Source organism: Carboxylicivirga marina, assembly GCF_016612505.1.
Classification (GTDB): domain Bacteria; phylum Bacteroidota; class Bacteroidia; order Bacteroidales; family Marinilabiliaceae; genus Carboxylicivirga; species Carboxylicivirga marina.
Genome location: NZ_JAENRR010000013.1, coordinates 102,412 through 119,640 on the forward strand (window position 1 = coordinate 102,412; position 17,229 = coordinate 119,640).

General features: G+C 38.2%; 13 protein-coding genes. 6 read left to right on the forward strand and 7 right to left on the reverse strand.

The annotated features are described in order from the left end of the window. Positions 1–8 precede the first annotated feature (8 nt). Complete coding sequence (locus tag JIV24_RS07705; protein ID WP_200464444.1) at positions 9–1,079, reverse strand: DUF3810 domain-containing protein; 1,071 nt, start codon at positions 1,077–1,079, stop codon at positions 9–11. A 120-nt stretch (positions 1,080–1,199) separates the two neighbouring features. Here JIV24_RS07705 and JIV24_RS07710 point away from each other — a divergent pair, with 120 nt between their 5' ends. Beyond that, the gene (locus JIV24_RS07710) at positions 1,200–2,321 is read left to right on the forward strand and encodes a GNAT family N-acetyltransferase (protein WP_200464445.1); all 1,122 of its coding nucleotides are present in this window, start codon (positions 1,200–1,202) and stop codon (positions 2,319–2,321) included. Between the two features lie 70 nt (positions 2,322–2,391). After that, on the forward strand, positions 2,392–3,309 hold the full coding sequence (locus tag JIV24_RS07715) for a YitT family protein (protein ID WP_200464446.1): 918 nt from the start codon (positions 2,392–2,394) through the stop codon (positions 3,307–3,309). Here JIV24_RS07715 and JIV24_RS07720 read toward each other — a convergent pair. Next, positions 3,272–3,979: a pseudouridine synthase gene (locus JIV24_RS07720; RefSeq protein WP_200464447.1), complete on the reverse strand. Its 708-nt coding sequence runs from the start codon at positions 3,977–3,979 to the stop codon at positions 3,272–3,274. The genes JIV24_RS07715 and JIV24_RS07720 overlap by 38 nt on opposite strands. 286 nt (positions 3,980–4,265) lie before the next feature. On the opposite strand from JIV24_RS07720, the gene JIV24_RS07725 reads away from it, so the two are divergent. Continuing rightward, a complete protein-coding gene (locus JIV24_RS07725; protein ID WP_200464448.1) occupies positions 4,266–5,165 on the forward strand; it encodes a DMT family transporter in 900 nt (299 codons plus the stop codon). Here JIV24_RS07725 and JIV24_RS07730 read toward each other — a convergent pair. After that, the gene (locus JIV24_RS07730; RefSeq protein WP_200464449.1) at positions 5,155–6,111 is read right to left on the reverse strand and encodes a lipid A deacylase LpxR family protein; all 957 of its coding nucleotides are present in this window, start codon (positions 6,109–6,111) and stop codon (positions 5,155–5,157) included. The genes JIV24_RS07725 and JIV24_RS07730 overlap by 11 nt on opposite strands. Before the next feature lie 175 nt (positions 6,112–6,286). On the opposite strand from JIV24_RS07730, the gene JIV24_RS07735 reads away from it, so the two are divergent. Continuing rightward, positions 6,287–7,501 carry an acyloxyacyl hydrolase gene (locus JIV24_RS07735; RefSeq protein WP_200464450.1) on the forward strand — a complete coding sequence of 405 codons (1,215 nt, stop codon included), beginning with the start codon at positions 6,287–6,289 and terminating at the stop codon, positions 7,499–7,501. A gap of 46 nt (positions 7,502–7,547) precedes the next feature. Beyond that, on the forward strand, positions 7,548–8,114 hold the full coding sequence (locus JIV24_RS07740) for a DUF4251 domain-containing protein (protein ID WP_200464451.1): 567 nt from the start codon (positions 7,548–7,550) through the stop codon (positions 8,112–8,114). Positions 8,115–8,152: 38 nt separating this feature from the next. Here JIV24_RS07740 and JIV24_RS07745 read toward each other — a convergent pair whose 3' ends face one another. The 3 genes from JIV24_RS07745 to JIV24_RS07755 form a co-directional block, all read right to left on the reverse strand. Next, complete coding sequence (locus JIV24_RS07745) at positions 8,153–11,533, reverse strand: sensor histidine kinase (RefSeq protein ID WP_200464452.1); 3,381 nt, start codon at positions 11,531–11,533, stop codon at positions 8,153–8,155. A gap of 122 nt (positions 11,534–11,655) precedes the next feature. Then, positions 11,656–12,303 (reverse strand): urease accessory protein UreH domain-containing protein, encoded by a 648-nt coding sequence (locus JIV24_RS07750; RefSeq protein WP_200464453.1) that lies wholly within the window; start codon positions 12,301–12,303, stop codon positions 11,656–11,658. A gap of 76 nt (positions 12,304–12,379) precedes the next feature. Continuing rightward, positions 12,380–12,901 (reverse strand): NUDIX hydrolase, encoded by a 522-nt coding sequence (locus JIV24_RS07755; RefSeq protein WP_200464454.1) that lies wholly within the window; start codon positions 12,899–12,901, stop codon positions 12,380–12,382. Between the two features lie 129 nt (positions 12,902–13,030). Here JIV24_RS07755 and JIV24_RS07760 point away from each other — a divergent pair, with 129 nt between their 5' ends. Then, positions 13,031–13,615, forward strand: coding sequence for a hypothetical protein (locus JIV24_RS07760; protein ID WP_200464455.1), 585 nt, complete (start codon positions 13,031–13,033; stop codon positions 13,613–13,615). A 14-nt stretch (positions 13,616–13,629) separates the two neighbouring features. Here JIV24_RS07760 and JIV24_RS07765 read toward each other — a convergent pair whose 3' ends face one another. Further along, on the reverse strand, positions 13,630–16,722 hold the full coding sequence (locus tag JIV24_RS07765; protein ID WP_200464456.1) for a glycoside hydrolase family 2 TIM barrel-domain containing protein: 3,093 nt from the start codon (positions 16,720–16,722) through the stop codon (positions 13,630–13,632). Positions 16,723–17,229: the final 507 nt, after the last annotated feature.

Sequence of the window (17,229 nt, forward strand, 5' to 3'; positions counted from 1 at the left end):
CTTTTAAACTATCGACCAATATACTCTGACTGTAGATAGTCCATCACATATTTCACCACACCCTCATAGTCTTCAATACCTTCTTCAACATTGTTTGACTTCAGATAAGCATCATTGACAGTTGTAGCTACCAGCTCAACATTTCGATTCATCAAAGCCATCCAATGGTAATGTGATTTATAAAAATCATGCCTCACTTCGTATCTTATGTTTTTCACAATCTCTTTGAATCCCTCATATTTATAGCATTCATAAACAAAATACTGCATCAGGTAGAGGTTTGCACTATAAGCCAGACGTTTATCCTCTGATTTAGAACAAACCAGCCAGGCATAAAAATTTGCCTCAGCCTCACTGCTCACACCAAGTTTATGTGCCATCTCATGAGCCAACACATGTGGATAATCCAATGGTAAAATGTATTTATTAATATGTACTTCGCTAAAAAACGGCCCATAATAGCCCGAAATAGTAGCAGCAGCAAACAAAGAACTCAATGTAATCGACTTCGGATTTGTTTTCAACAAGAGCGTATCTATCTTGAGAAACTCACTTTGGTGAATGTATTGTACTTTTATAGCTTTGTAGACTTCCACCTTATCAAGACTATAAACTGGCACATAAGAGTTATTCGTTTGCTCAACTAACCACCTAAATGCTTCCAGTAATTCATCAACATTAGCTTTTGCTGTTGGTAGTTGCAAGCGAGTTGTTAAGTCTTCGCGGTAATAATTAAAGCCCCAAAACACATTAAAACTGCTATACACGATTACCAGCAATAACACAATACGCTTCAAAAAAACAAGCCATTTTATTGTCCTTATGAATACCAACACAATACCTAGCAACATGAAAATAAATAATGAGGCATAAAAAACATCATCCAAAGAGAAGGGAAAAACGTTGCTAACAAGCGATAAGAATCTAGAAATAAATGGATATAAACCTGATGAATAAATACTTTCTACCAATCCAGGATGCGCTAAACCAATGCGTGTAAGTACAAATATAAGAACAGCCACATATATATTAATGGCCCAAAACGATGCTAATATTTTCTTTGAAAAAAATCTGTTCATACACAAAAATACACAATGTATGCTCTAAAACAGAAAAGTGTCATTTCTATTATAGATTTTTATCAGCAATAACCGAAATTAATATATTAACTTCGCGGCTGAAACAAAACTATCTTTAAAATGAGCATTGTCATAAAAGAGGTAATTGACGGCAAAACGCTTAACGATTTTGTTAATCTGCCATACAGGCTTTATAAAAAAGAGAAAAATTGGGTGCCGCCAATGAAGAAGGATGAGCTACATGCGCTTATTCCGGAAAAAAACCCGGCATTTGAGTTTTGTAAGGTTAAACTTTGGGTGGCTTATCAAAATGGCAAATGTGTGGGCCGTATTGGTGGCATCATCAACTCACTTTGGATTGAAAAGAAAGGTGAGAACATTGGCCGCTTTACCCGCCCCGAGTTCATTGACGATAAAGAAGTGAGTCAATTGCTCTTCAGCACCGTTGAAAATTGGTTTAAAGAGCAAGGCATGGTAGAGATGCAAGGCCCCTTGGGCTTCTCAAACCTCGACCATCAGGGCTGTTTGATTGAAGGGCACGATTGGTTGCCTTCGGTAGCTTCGGATTATCACATGGCCTACTATCAAAAGCACTTTGATGATTATGGTTACGAGAAGGAAATTGACTGGCTCGAATTCCGTATTACCTTCCCGGATGAATTACCAGAAAAAGCGTATAAGGTAGCCGCTATGTTAACCAAGCGTTATAGCCTGAAGACCTTGAACTTTAACACAAGTAAGGAGCTCGAACCGTATAAGGAAAAAATCTTTGCTCTATTCAACAAAGCTTTTGCTGAGCTATTTGGCACATTCAAGTTGCCCGAAAAGTTGGTTCAATTCTACATCAATAAGTTTTTCCCAACGCTTAACCCCCGTTATGTGAAAATGATATTGGATAAAGAAGATGAACTGGCTGGTTTCATTATTGCTTTACCGTCATTATCAAAAGCCATGCAGAAAGCAAAGGGTAGACTATTACCATTTGGCTGGTGGCACCTCATGAACGCCCTTAAGAAACCCAAAGAAATGGATTTATTACTTACGGGTGTTAAGCCAGAGCTTCAAAAAATGGGTGTTGTTTCGTTACTGATGAATGACCTGTGGAAAACAGCCAACGAAGACGGTGTTAAAAAAGTGGAAACTACCGGCATGCTGGAAAACAATCATGTTGCCATACAAATGTGGAAATCATTTGATCATATACAACACAAAAGAAAACGCTGTTACAAAAAAGCACTATAACAACAACTATTATATTGATAATAAAAAAGGTGCTTGTAGTAACAGGCACCTTTTTTAATGGCTTAAAATAATGACTAAAACAGAACTTTTAAAAGAGGTAAAGAGCTACGCGATCATCACACTTGGATTGATGGTGAGTGCTGTTGGCTGGACTGGCTTTATTATCCCGTCCAATATTGTGGGTGGTGGTGTAATGGGACTTTCGTCGCTGTTATATTTTGTTTTTGATTTACCGGTTGGCCCTACCAACCTGGTGATTAATGGCGTTCTCATCCTTTTATCGATGAAAATTCTGGGTAAAGGCTTTGGTTTTAAAACCATTTATTCACTGGTTACTTTATCCTTATTCATCACCGTTTTCCCCTATTTTATTACAGAGCCTATTGTCACTGAGAAATTTATGGCAGCCATTATTGGTGGTGGCATGGTGGGCGCCAGCATTGGTATATTATTCGTTCAGGGAGGAAGTACAGGTGGCACTGAAATAGTAGCCATGATCATTAACAAAAATCACAACATCAGTCCGGGTCGTATCATGATGTTTTTAGATGTTATTATCATCAGTTCCTCGATTTTTGTATTTAAATCATTGGAAACAATGGTGTATGGTTTTGTGGTGGTTGGACTCATGTCGTACATTGCCGACATGCTATTAACTGGTTCGCGCCAATCGGTTCAGGTACTCATTATTTCACAAAAGCCGAAGGAAATAGCGCATAAGCTCTCAGCACAAATTAATCGCGGATTAAGCTTCTTAAAAGGACGTGGATACTATCATCCTGATGACCGTGAATTTATCATCACCATCGTTAAAAAATCTGAATCGCACATGGTGTTTCAAATCATCAAAGAAACGGATCCAGACGCCTTTGTTTCGGTGGCCAATGTAATGGCTGTTTATGGTCAGGGTTTTGACGAATACAAGCCACCGCTGAGCAGTAAGAAAATTGCTAAGTCAAAGAGTATTCAAGCCCCGAAAGTTGATTAAGAACAATATTAAAAGCCTCGGGCATCTTTGCTTCGAGGTTTATTTTTTGTCCACTTTCAGGATGCACCAGCTCAAGGGAAGTGGCGTGCAGCAGCAGACGCTTAACACCCGTCAGCTCTGTCATTATTTTATTCAAGGTCCAGTCGCCATGCTGTGTATCGCCTAATATATCGGTGCGATTCATTGCAAAATGCTGACGCAACTGATGCCAACGACCTGTCTCGGGCGTGGCCTTAACCAAACTAATGGATACATTCTCATCTTGTTTATAGCAAATACCAGTATCAATCGATGAAATGGTTTTGTAGGCTGTTTTTGCCTTTTGTCGCTTTTTCTTTTTCTTGATGAGTACCTCTTTATCAAACACCCCTTCTCCCGGGATGCCCTTTGACACGATCAAATAAGTTTTCTTTACCTGCCTTTGCTCAAATTGCTTAGCTAAGTTATTAGCCACCTCTCGCGACAAAGCCAATACGATAACCCCCGATGTTTTTGAATCGAGCCGATGCACCGGATAAACCGATTGGTTAATCAATTGCCCTACCTGTTTGGTAAGGTATTCGGCATCTGCAGGCATAAAATCATTTTTATGAACAGGTAAATCCACAGGTTTATTAACGGCTATCATACATTCATCCTGATAGAGGATATCATCGTTGCTTATTTGCATGTCGCAAAGATAATGGCTTAAGGATTGGAAAGCTTTGTTTAAAGTGATTTATTCGATTTTTTTTGTTAAAAATCCAGGTGAAACCTCTTCCATACGACTCCGTAACTCCTTCGTACCTTCATCGGATCAACTTCGCTGTTAGCGAGGTTGATCCGATGAAGACATCTCCTTGACCCAAAGCTGACACCCCGTTATCTAGCAAAAGAAATAAAATCAGATTCTGACAAGCTTTTCTCAGTGATGCGTAAGAATACTTATTATTTTTGCTGTCCTTTAACTATATCAGATGCAGAAAGAAGCAATTAAAAACACCGTTTTAGCCATTATTGCCTGTTTGTTATGGTCAACTGCTTTTGTTGGCATAAAAATAGGTCTTGAGTATACGACACCCATTCAATTTGCCGGATTACGATTCTTCTTCTCAGGATTATTATTGTTACCTCTTGTAAAATCCATTACAAAGTACATTACTGCCATCAAGCAAAACTTGTGGCTGGTCATTAAAGTATCTGCCTCACAAACCTTTGTTTTATATGCTTTATTTTATTGGGGTGTTGACTTAATTGATGGTGCTCTGGCGGCTATTATCATTGGCTCACAGCCACTGTTTGCAGCTCTTACAGCTCATGTAATGATGAGTAATGATAAAATGAGCCTTCGCAAAACACTAATTATTTCTTCTGGAATTAGTGGCATCATTTTAATTGCTATTCCTAAGGGAATAAGCGGGCCTGATAGCTGGAATGAATTACTAGGGATTGCCTTATTGGTTGTAGCCAATATTGCGTCGGGAGTGGGCAATGTTTTTGTCAGTAAAAACAGAAACACCATCTCTCCTATTGTTTTAAATTCGATTCAAATGATAATAGGCGGCGCTTTACTGTTTCTCTTTTCATTATTTACCGAACCATTTAATGGCTTTGCATTTCCAACAGAATATTATCTGGCACTGTCATGGTTGAGCTTTTTATCAGCCACTGCTTTTACTTTGTGGTTCTTCTTGCTGCAAAAGCCAGGAATAAAAGTATCCGACCTCAATATTTATAAATTTATCATCCCGGTATTTGGTGCAACTTTAAGCTGGGTCATCTTACCCAATGAGTCACCCGATATTATCTCAATTGCAGGAATGGTGATTATTGGCGCATCTGTGGTTTTGTATAGCCTGCTCGCCTCTAAAAATTAATAAATAAACGGGTAGATGTATACCAATGGTGTACTCCACCTTTAAACTCTTTTGATTGCAAAATGACATCGAAATTTATTCCAAATGACTTGTAACTAGCCCCTAGTCCGGTTCGCCATCGACCAATTATTTTCTCCATCTCATTAAATTCTACGTAATGAATTTTCTCATTACGATGCCAACCACCCATCAAAGTAGCATTGTATCCAACCACTGTTATAGTAGGTTCAGTATTAAAATACATCTGCCATTTACCTGTATTTCCCATTAAAGGTAAGCCCATACTTTCCATGTAACTATCCATTTTTCCTGCTCGCAAAAGCAATCCTACAGAAGCATCATCGTGTAAAGTACCTAAACGTGCACCACCTTTGGCATAAAATTCAAAACCTTCCACTTCGTAGAGTTGCTTTGTAGCTTCGAAATTATAGTTTAATACAGGCCAGTTATATTGCTGATGGTGCCATCCATTAGGCAAAGTATTATCCGACCATTCGTGATAACGATACTGCACATGTCCGGCCCCCGATGCAGGTCCCATTACGCCTATATCTAATTCAGAGCTAAACAACCATCCGGCTTGAGCATTCGTTGCCCTGGCATGCGAAGTAAATACCAATACGCCTGCGTATGGTCTATCGGTATATTGAATCTCATCACTCTTTAAGTTTTTGGGCGTATAAGTCCTTTGAAAACCCGAAAAGCCGTAAACAACTTCCTTATAGCCTTTAGGTTTTATTAGTATAAGATTTACGGGATTATACTTAAAAAAAGGATGATAGGTGCCAAATGACATACCTTGAGAATAGTAATAATCAGTCATCATAAACACATCATTGTCCCATCCTAATTGATAATATTTATTGGATAAAGGTTGCTGACCGAAAGCAGTCATATGACTAAATACCAATATACAAACACTTAAAATACACCTGACTTTCTCCATTTTACTAGAAATTTTGACAGAGCAAAGCAAAATTGATTCCACTAAATATTAAAAAATGCTAAACTTTATTATGATCTTCTTTGTCGTAATAATGTAACATTATAAACAAAGCATTATGCAGATAAATTAATTGCTCATTTCTAAATTCAAAACCAAACCACTTAATAACACATCTATGAGGATAATTACAACATTAATTATTATTGCATTAGGAATGCAATTAATAGCTCAAGAAGCACAGAACAATGATTCCACTCGTTCAGAGAAAATACCGAAGAATGTCAAATCTATATCACTGCGCTACCATGCCGGTAGAGTTTTGCAAACCAATGACTTTGTAAAAGGTGAAAACGAAGCCAATCAGGTTATCGATTATTATCAGGCACTTAATATTTCTTACAATGTCCAAACAAATGGCAGCCGTGAGTGGCATCACATTTTTAATTTTCCATATTATGGTGTGGCTTTTTACAATGCCAACTTTTTTAATGTCGATGAGTTAGGTAAACCCATGGCATTATATGGTTTTATGGGATTTCCATTCAGAAGGGGAGAGAAAAGCATGTGGGGCTATGAATTGGGATTTGGATTAACCTACAACTGGGAGCCTTATGACGCCTATACCAACCCATTTCAAGTAGCCATAGGATCATATAGAACCGTATACATCGATGCCAATTTATTTTACCAATACCACCTTAGCCCAAGATGGGACATCAGGGGAGCATTTGGCTTCACACATTTCTCTAATGGGGGAACAAAAAAACCAAATAGCGGCATTAACCTGCTTTCTCCCTCGATAGAAGTAAGCTATAGCTTCAAAGATCGACCTTTATTGATTAAAAAACCTCAACCTGCTTATGGCCAACATTACGAAGTGGCTATACAATTTGGCATGGGGGCCCGTAATATATTATATGACAATCCTAATGAGCCACAAGATCCGAGTATGCCTATTGGTTCGGCAGATGTGATGCACTCCTATTTTAATTTTTCAGCAGCCTGGCTAAAACAATCAACCTGGAAAAATAAATTTGGTGGTGGTATCGATATCACCTACGATGAAACACAGAATGTGACAATTGAAAACCCATCGGATGGAAACGAAACGCCAATTGTAAACTTTTCAGATAAACTATCAGAAAAAATGATGCTTGGGGTATTTGGGGCTTATGAATTTACAATTGATCGCCTATCGGTTGCCTCGTACATAGGCATCCTGGCACTTCGTAAAAAAGGAACAAATGCCAACCCCTTGCTGTACCAAAAATTTGGTATAAAATACCACTTTAAAAATGACATGTACACCGGGCTGTTAGTACGCGCTCATAACTTCTCTGTTGCCGAGGTGATTGAGTGGAATATTGGTTACAGAATAAAATGGCATTAATTTTGAAACAACCAGTATTCGTAGTATTAACCAAATAGGAGTCGTCATGAAAAAGATATTAATATTTAGTTTAATATTTAGCTTCACCCTTATAGTATTCGGTCAGGAAGTTGAAGAAAAAAAATTAACACGTAAAGAAAGACGTGCATTGCACAAACAACAACAAAAAGAGCTGAGCGAGCAGATGGCACTCGTTTTATCTATAGCTATTGATGGAAAACAGTGGGTTCTGGAAGCAAATACACTGCAAAACAAAAGAGGCTCGAGTGTAAATGTGAATAGCAGCTTAAACTTCATCGCCATTGAAGGTGAGGAAGCTTTTGTTCAACTTGGTTCAAACACAGGCATGGGACAAAATGGCGTAGGCGGTGTTTCAGTTAGAGGCAAGGTTACCAAATATGAGGTTAAGAAAAATGAGAAGAAAGGAACGTACTTTATAACGGTTTACGTAACATCGGCTCTAGGTTCTTTCGACATTCGTTTAGATTGTAATTCTGATGGACAAATTGCCAATGCAACAGTTCAGGGAAACTCGTCGCGACGTGTACAATACCGAGGCATCATCGTTCCGATACCTCAATCGTCGGTATATAAAGGTACACCAGTTATATAGGATTTTTCAGAACACAAGATATTTAAATTAGGTTGGGCTTAGGCCTGACCTTTTTTTGTACATGGCAGGTAAAAATAAAAACTGGTGCCTTCTTCAAGTTGCGAATGTAACCATATTTTACCTCCCAGCATTTCAACAAGTTGCCTGACAATACTTAAACCTAAACCAATGCCACCATGCACATCGTGTCCGTTTTCCACTTTTTGAAATGGCGAGAATATGTTGTTATGGTACTCTTTCGCAATTCCCAGGCCGGTGTCTTCTATTTCAAATAAGACGCGTGATGCATTCGTTACACCATTCTCATCGTCATTTTGAAATGTCGTTGTTTCTAACCTTACTTTAAGCTTAACATGTCCTTCTGAAGTGAATTTGAGAGCATTATTTAAAAGATTAATGAGTATTTGTTTCAAACGCTCAGGATCAGTCCAAAGCTCAAAATTGGCATTTGGCAACTGAATATCTAACTCATAATTAACTGTCAGTGAATTTACATTGAGTTCTAAAGATTTAAATACATCTTTACATAGAGCAGGCAAATTAATCCAACTTTGGACCAGATTAACCTGGCCGGTTTCTATTCTTGATATATCAATGATATCATTAATTAACACAAGTAAACTATCACTACTTTTTTGAACAACATTGGCAAATTCTTTACGTTCATCAGCCGAATATACATCACTGGATAAGAGAGTTGAAAAGCCAACGATTGAATTCATTGGGGTTCGAATTTCATGAGATAGGTTAGCCAGAAATGCTGTTTTTAAACGATCCGACTCTTCAGCTTTCATTTTAGCCTTCTCCAAATCTACTGTTCGCTCTTGAATCAGATCTTCCAGATAAAAACGATGACGCTCTAATTCCTTTTTTCGAGCCACCACCTCTTCCTTACTTTCCTCTAATTCGGCATTGGCATTTAACAACTGTATAGTACGTTCCTGAACCTGAGCGGCCATTAGCTTTTGTTTGCGTCGCAAATATTTAATCCTGAAGATATAGAACGCATAAATTACCAGAATAACCAACAAAATCAAAAAGGCCTTAAAAAGCTTGCTATCAGTAAATATTGGTTTTACAATAATAGTCAGTGAATCTCCTACATCATTCCAAAAACGGTCGTTGTTACACCCTTTAACCCTTAGCGTATAGGTACCTTCTGGCAATGAACTGTATGTTTTATAACTGAATCCCATTAAGGTGTCATAATTACTCTCATACCCGTCAAGTTGCCAAGCCGACATATTCTTTTGGGAATTTTCATAATTAAGTACACTGGCATAAAAGGAGATTGGTTGATGATCTGTTTTAATTTCCAGAGTATCAGCTCCAATATACTCCCAATTTCGGTAGACCTGACCTGCGATTATTTGATTATCATTTTCGAGTGAGTACGAACCTAAATCAACGTGTGGAGCTATATTATTAAAAGGAAATTCATTGGGATTAAACTCTACAAAACCACCAAAACCTCCCATTAAAATGGTTCCATCTTTATCCTGATAATGTGCCTTTCCATTAAACTCACGACACATGGTACCATCACTTTTTCCAAAACTTAATATCTGCTTGTCAACAAAAGAATATCTTAAAATCCTCGAGTTTGTATTCATCCATAAAAAACCTTCCTCATCTTTATAAATTGAATACACATTAGTCGTTAACAACTCACTATCAGGAACCTGATTAATTGCACCACTTAATTTATTTAAAGTTAACAGCCCTGTTCCATAGGTGGCCACAAAAATGGTGCTGTCATTGTGATTTAGAAGGTGCATTATTCGATTATAACGCTTACCACCTTGCTCAGTCTTCAGATTGGCAGAATACCTCCGAAATGACTTGTCAAAAGTATTAAATGCCATGATATAGCCATCCTTGTCGCCCATCCAGAAGGTGCCATTGGAATCAAAATTAGCCGTTGTTATTTTTATAGTATTCTGATATTTGTACTCTTCCGGGTATGGATAAACCGTATAACTGGCACTATGGGGTTGATACCTTACTACAGCATCATAAGTTGCCAACCACAGATATCCGTCATAGGCACGAATATCCTTAATAACATTAAGGTAATGCTCATTACATCCTTCAGTAAAAAACGTCTTTCTTGTATACTGATTAGTATTTAAATCTATCGATAATAGCCCATTAAACGTACCTAAATGAAGTATTTGGCCCTCTTCTTCATAACCGCATGATATCGTATCACATTGGTTGCTTCCCTCTTTGGTTGCAATAAATTTATCAACTCTGTTATCTTCATTTTGCTTAAACAATCCATCATAGGTCCACCACCAATATTGCTGCTTTGAATCTTTCAACAAGAAAAAAATATTATCCAAAGAGCCATCTTCTTCATGACTGGTTTCAAACTGATTAAAGCGAATGTAATGATCAGAGTATTTTGATAGTCCATCTTTGGTGCCAACCCACAATATATCATGTTCGTCAGAATAACTCAAAGCACTTATCCAGTCGTTTGCCAAAGCCCCTTTTCCATTTTTCTCCTGATGTTTTGATATGTAAGCACCATCTTTAGTTAATTGAATCAATCCTCCGCCATTCGTACCTACCCAAAGGTTGTTTCTTTCATCAACCAGATGCTTGGTGAGCATTGCCTCCTCCCTGCTTTTCTCATATAATATCTCCTTTTCGTTGGAGAAGATATTCTTCTTCATCAGCCGGTCTGAAAAACAAATCAACAAGGTGGAGTCATTAATAAAACTCAGTGAATTAACCGTTTTATCACAATCACAAAAAGGAGCCTTGCTAAACTTGTATTCCTGTCGCAATAATCGGTCTAACGAGTATGAGTATACTCCATCGTTTGTACCCAGATATAAAATTCCGTTTTTATATTTTATGGCATTAACATCTAATGTATTACTATCGGCTTCATCGAGGATGTCAATAAACTCATGAGTAACAGTATTGTAAACCTGAAGTCCATGGTCATCTGTTCCGATGAACAACCAATCTTTGACTTTTAGCAGTGCATGAATGGCGCCTATTCCAACCTTATGATGCTCATCCTCTTCACGTTGAATATGCTCAAAGGTAAATGTCTTAAGATCAAACTTATTAACTCCTCCAAAGTTAGTCCCGATCCACAATACTTCTTTTTCATTATCAATATAAATGGTATTAATGTGGTTATCTGATATTGAAAGAGAATCCGCCTGGCTATGTCTGAAGCTATCGAAGTAAGACCCATCATATAAGTACAAGCCTTCCGTTGTACCAATCCAGGTATAACCTGTTGAATCCTGAACGACACATTCTATAAAAGGATGTTCTAATCCATCAGATTCATTATAGTTACGAAAATCATATTGTTGCGCCACAACGACACTACAAGACAATAGCAAGATGGTAAATCCAAGCAATAACCTACTCAAAACGTCCTTTTTTTTCATTAACAACATGGGTTCATAAAACCGGCACCATCATCATACAATTACAGCACCAGAATATGAATCATGTAACGTTTTTAAATACTAAAGGTTACGTACTTAATCCATCATTTATGCCCAGTTAATTACAAGCCAAGAACCTGTATGGCTAAACCGGATAAGAAAATAACAAAACCTGCAATGGGGTGCCCCAAATTTTCAAAGCGTTTTAAATTAACAAATGATAATCCATAAGAAACAGCTAAAACAGCTCCTGTCATTGTCAGCAAAGTTGTTAAGCCAAATATGCTGGTTACCATCACCAATGCGCCTGCACTTTCAATTGCTGCCGGATACATCAAAATTGGAATTAAAGGTTCGCATGGACCAAGGGCAAAAATGATGAATAACACCCAGGGTGTAATGTTTTTTGAATTTTCAATATCATCGACGTGACTGTGGCGATGTTTCTTATACCAGCGACGAATGCCCCATAAGGCATATAATAACCCGAATGCAATGAGTGCCCAGGCGGCCAGATTCCCTCTGAATGATTCAAACCAATTGAGTTTCTCCACCTGCAGTTCAAGCGCAATACCAACTAAACCAACAATTACCGAACTAAGTATATGTCCAATTCCACAAAGAATAGTGAGTCCCAGCACCTTCCCCAGTTTCCACTCGCGTGCCTTTCCAATCATGATAAATGGTAAATAATGATCGGGGCCAAGCAATGTGTGGAAGAATCCAATGGAAGCAGCACTTATTACTAGAACTTGTAATTCCTGACTCATTTTTTCTTTTAAAAATAGAAAAATATGACCTTTTGAACTCCATTCAATTCCATTAAGCCGCTAATTTATTTTCAGTCTAAATCAACTTTTTGTAGGCATTTATAATATTCTTAATGGATGAAGAACTCACATCATTAAAGTCAATATCATCAGGTTTAATAAATTCAAAGCCACTAATATCATCCTGAGCATGCATATTGTCAAAGTTTTTAACCTTGCATAGAAATGCCAAATCTATTGTAAATACTGTATAACCCGAGAAAACATACTCATTTGGGTAAGAAGCAATAAACTGCATTTCAGTAATTTCAAGGTTTAACTCTTCCTTTATTTCCCGAATAGTGGATTGTTCAGCTCTTTCCATCGGATCTACAAATCCTCCTGGCAAATCTAACATACCAATATTAGGCTCACAGGCGCGACGCGTGAGCAGCAACTCACCATTATCATTTACAATTAGAGCTGCCACAGCGCAGGCCGAATTAATAAAAAAATGAAACTGACACGTCTGGCATTTAAATGATTTGCTGCCATCGTAGATAAAATCTCCGGAGCCACATTTTGGGCAATATTTTATTACTTCCTGAGGTTGCGTCATCTTTGTTTAATTATAATTATTTAACACAAATAAAAACAAATATTGCTTAAAATCATTTGTTTAATTATTAACAAGCTCCTTATATTTGTTGGTAATAAAAATACACAAGTAATTCGAAACTAACCCCAAATGCCTTCATTAAACAAACTACCCATCTTTAAAACTGCATATGACGTATTAGCATATGTATTGCAACTCAAGAAACACCCTTCCATTGAGCATATATATTTCGATAAAAATAAAGTGCATTATCGCCGCACAAAGTGGGGTTTTGAAAAAGCAGAGAAATACAATCTTAATCTTGCCTTGAAGCATAAAGAACAACAATTCGATAGACTGCAGCAAGATTATGACAACCTGAGTAATGAATATGAACTTTTATTAAAACGAAAGACAGGGCTCAATCATCATCTTGAAACAGCCAATGACAAGCTGCGGGAGTCAAAAAAAGAAAAAGGTTTTTTTAAGAAACACCTAAAGGAAGTGCTCGATAAAAACACCTCTCTTGAAAAACGCATGGAACGCATGCTTAAACAGGAAGAAAACCTCAAGCAACAAGTTGAAAAACTCAAAAGTTCAAAAGAGAATTTATTTGAACAAAACCAACATCTGACCGAGAAATCACGCATGCAGAGGAATCAGATAAATGCCTTCCACAAAACCATTGAGCAGCTAAAAGCTAAGCAGAAAGAGAACTTCATCACCAATCAATAAAACAAATGAGGTTACTATTCAAATGGCTTCATCACCATTTGAAATGTGTACCTACCCGGTGTTATGGAATAGTTGGCATGCGGTCGGGCTCCCCATGAGTTATCACCTCCCACTCCCATCATTTTATGATCAATGTGCAGATAAACTTCGGGTCGCTCTTTTAAGTCAAATGGATGAAGCACCCCTCTTTCATCTGTCGTAAAATCATCGGCAGTATAATGCAGGGCCGAAAAACCAAAAGGCTCAGTTGCCCTGATTTCTATACCGCTACCAGCATTATTTTGTAATGTTACCCAACGAACATCTGTTTTGTATCCATTGTCTTGTGGGCTGGCATAATTGAAGAACTGCTCACTCACTGAGCTTTCGTATACTCCAATATCTGCAGCCGATTTTCGATCAGGGTAATTTTCCCACGGACCTCTACCATACCATTTTACCTGATTGTATTCAGATGTCATTGCCATTTTTAAGCCAATGCGCGGTATCATCTGCAACTCCTTATTATTTGTGTCAAAAGCATAGCTAAGTGTTATTTCGCCATCGCCAGCTACAAAGTAATCTATGTTAATATGCGCATCAACAAGAGGCAGGCATAAACGAAAACTCACCACTGCCTGTAGGTTACCAATACGCGACATATTAGAATACACCACCTTCGCATCATCCATGGCTCTACGCCACACATCGAGTTCCTTCACCATGTTGTAGCCATGGTCGTTATCATTGGGAGCTTTCCAAAATGTTGGTATCAAATCATCAGCCAGCAATTCCTTATCTTTATAACTATAGGAGTACAATCCGCCAGATTCCATGTCGAACTGAGCCAGAAAGCGTTCTCCACCCACCACATATGATTCATCGGTTTGATATACCTGGACAGCTAATCTGCTTTTAGCACGTTCACCCTGATAATGATTACCCAGATGCATTTGCTCACTTGCTAATATCGTTCCCGCTGAAAGAACTCCCCAATCATCTTTCAATACAGCTTTTATATTTATGAAATACTCCTTATCCTCTTTTCGTTTCCAGGCATCCATGTAAAAAGGAGTTTTCTTTGTTTCGCCAGGCTGTATACTTTCCATCTCTAATTCTCCCGCTGAAACAACATAACCATCTTCCAACATCTCCCATTGAAAATCGAAATTATCGAGTGTGATAAAATCGTATTTATTGGTTACCATTAGGGCATTGTTATCAAAAGGAATCGATTTAAAAGCAATGTTCTGATACACCTTTTTCACTTCATGTATAGCCGGATGTAAGGTTCTATCCGGGTTAACTAATCCGTTCATGCAGAAGTTACGGTCGCTTGGTATATCATCAGGCCCGTAGTCGCCACCATAAGCCCAGTATTTTTGTCCGTCATCGGTATATTTGACTAGGCCCTGGTCAACCCAATCCCAGATAAAACCGCCTTGCAGATTATCATAGCGCTCAATCACATCCCAGTAATCCTGAAGGTTGCCTACACTATTGCCCATGGCATGTGCATATTCACATAAAATAAATGGTCGTTTTTGTACTTGTCGGCCATAGTGAATCAGGTGATCAATTGGCGAATACATGGGACACACAATATCGGTATGAAGTCTTTGGCCGGCTCGCTCATAATGTACAGGTCGTGAAGAATCAAAAGTGTGTATCCAATCGGAACAGGCCTCAAAGTTAACACCATCGCCCGCCTCATTACCAAGTGACCAGATAATAATGGAAGGATGATTTTTATCGCGTTGCACCATTCGCTGTACGCGGTCCAGGTGCGCTGCTTTCCATATGGTGTCCTTAGCCAATGAACGTTCTCCATAACCCATTCCATGTGATTCAATATTGGCCTCATCAATCACATAAATACCATGCTCATCGCACAATTGATACCACAAGGGGTCGTTGGGATAATGACTTGTTCGAACCGCATTAATATTATGCTCTTTCATCAGGCGAATATCCTGCAACATTGATTCGCGACTAACGACATGCCCTGTATACTCATCATGCTCATGACGGTTAACACCCTTAAGATATATAGCTTTTCCATTGACCAGAAGCTGCCCACCCATAATTTTCACATCACGAAAACCAACTTTGATGGCAGTTGCTTCCAATTCCTTGTTGTTTTCATCTTTAAGCAAAACACTAAGTGTATAAAGATTGGGTGTTTCGGCATTCCAAAGCAAGGGCTGTTCAAGCTCTCCTTTCAACTGCACGGTGGTTGATGTACTATCAATAACAATCAAATGTTTAATAATGGATACCTCTTTATTTCCATCCAACAGCCGTGTTTCCAATTGATAATTTCCTCGCATTTTATCGGCCTCAATAGCCACATCAATACTATAAGTAGCATTGTGATATAGTGAATCCAGATCGCAATTAAAATGCAAATCGCGAAGTCGAATATCATTTGTTGCATATAAATACACATCGCGTTCAATGCCCGATAAGCGCCAAAAATCCTGACACTCCAGGTATGAACCATCACTCCACCGATAGACCTCCAAAGCCAGGATATTTTCACCTTGATGAATGTAATTGCTTATCTCAAATTCGGCAGGGAGTTTAGAACCTTGCGAATAGCCAACCTTCTGCCCATTTATCCACAGGTACATCGCCGACTTAACAGCTCCCAAATGCAGAAACACACGTTTCCCGTCCCAATTATCATCAATAACAAACGTCTTTCGATAAGAACCTACCGGATTCCATCCATCAGGAATCGTGGGTGGTTGAGGATTAGTCATTGCAAATGGGTAGGTCGTATTGACGTATATTGGAATACCGTAGCCTTCTAACTCCCAATTAGAGGGAACTTTAATACTATCCCAGCCGGTATCATCAAAATCATTGTGGTAAAATTCTAACGGCCTTTGTGCTGGTGTTTTAACCCAATTAAATTGCCAGTATCCATTTAGTAATTGGAAAAATTCGGCATTATCGCGATTGAAAGTTAAGGCGTGCCGTGCTTTTGAATAGGAATCAAACGATGCTCGGCCTGCCTGTTTATTAAAGGCAAACACATGCGGGTTTTCCCAATCATTTTGCGCTTCAACATAAGCAGTAAACACGAAAGATAGAATCCAAATATATAATAGAGACTTTTGCATTGATCTGATTTTATCGAACAAAATTAAGAGTTGTTCCGAAATGGGGCAATGGTTAAATGTACAAAAAAGAGCATAAACGTTATGCTCTGGCTTACTTTCATCAAGAAATAGTTAAAATGAACTTAATACTGGTGTCTCTTCGCCAAAACCAGAGTGACTTTTTGCTACAGGGCAATTAAAGTGTAGCGTCAATCGTGAATTCCCCTTTAGACAAACGCTTATGAACAAAACTAACGAGAAATTTCGCTGACCAAAGCTGAATATAAGCTCTAGCCATTTTCCAATATCACAAACAGGATTTTAACAGCACACAGGCCTTTCTGGCAGTGATGCACGTTGATTAATGGAGTTAAGCTGATAGCGCAATAACACTTAACAAATAGCTAATATTTCCCTAACACTATCTGAATATTAGAGTATTAATTTTAAAGGGTGCAGTTCTCATATTACGCAGCATTTTTAGTGTAGTATACGTCAGAAAAATGTTTCCAAAAACCATCCCATCTG

Excerpts from the sequence above, each read along its gene's own strand:
- JIV24_RS07730 (WP_200464449.1), bottom strand. The coding sequence starts at position 6,111 with ATGGAGAAAGTCAGGTGTATTTTAAGTGTTTGTATATTGGTATTTAGT.
- JIV24_RS07705 (WP_200464444.1), bottom strand. The coding sequence starts at position 1,079 with ATGAACAGATTTTTTTCAAAGAAAATATTAGCATCGTTTTGGGCCATT.
- JIV24_RS07765 (WP_200464456.1), bottom strand. The coding sequence starts at position 16,722 with ATGCAAAAGTCTCTATTATATATTTGGATTCTATCTTTCGTGTTTACT.
- JIV24_RS07760 (WP_200464455.1), top strand. The coding sequence starts at position 13,031 with ATGCCTTCATTAAACAAACTACCCATCTTTAAAACTGCATATGACGTA.
- JIV24_RS07720 (WP_200464447.1), bottom strand. The coding sequence starts at position 3,979 with ATGCAAATAAGCAACGATGATATCCTCTATCAGGATGAATGTATGATA.
- JIV24_RS07715 (WP_200464446.1), top strand. The coding sequence starts at position 2,392 with ATGACTAAAACAGAACTTTTAAAAGAGGTAAAGAGCTACGCGATCATC.
- JIV24_RS07710 (WP_200464445.1), top strand. The coding sequence starts at position 1,200 with ATGAGCATTGTCATAAAAGAGGTAATTGACGGCAAAACGCTTAACGAT.
- JIV24_RS07745 (WP_200464452.1), bottom strand. The coding sequence starts at position 11,533 with ATGAAAAAAAAGGACGTTTTGAGTAGGTTATTGCTTGGATTTACCATC.
- JIV24_RS07735 (WP_200464450.1), top strand. The coding sequence starts at position 6,287 with ATGAGGATAATTACAACATTAATTATTATTGCATTAGGAATGCAATTA.
- JIV24_RS07740 (WP_200464451.1), top strand. The coding sequence starts at position 7,548 with ATGAAAAAGATATTAATATTTAGTTTAATATTTAGCTTCACCCTTATA.
- JIV24_RS07750 (WP_200464453.1), bottom strand. The coding sequence starts at position 12,303 with ATGAGTCAGGAATTACAAGTTCTAGTAATAAGTGCTGCTTCCATTGGA.
- JIV24_RS07755 (WP_200464454.1), bottom strand. The coding sequence starts at position 12,901 with ATGACGCAACCTCAGGAAGTAATAAAATATTGCCCAAAATGTGGCTCC.
- JIV24_RS07725 (WP_200464448.1), top strand. The coding sequence starts at position 4,266 with ATGCAGAAAGAAGCAATTAAAAACACCGTTTTAGCCATTATTGCCTGT.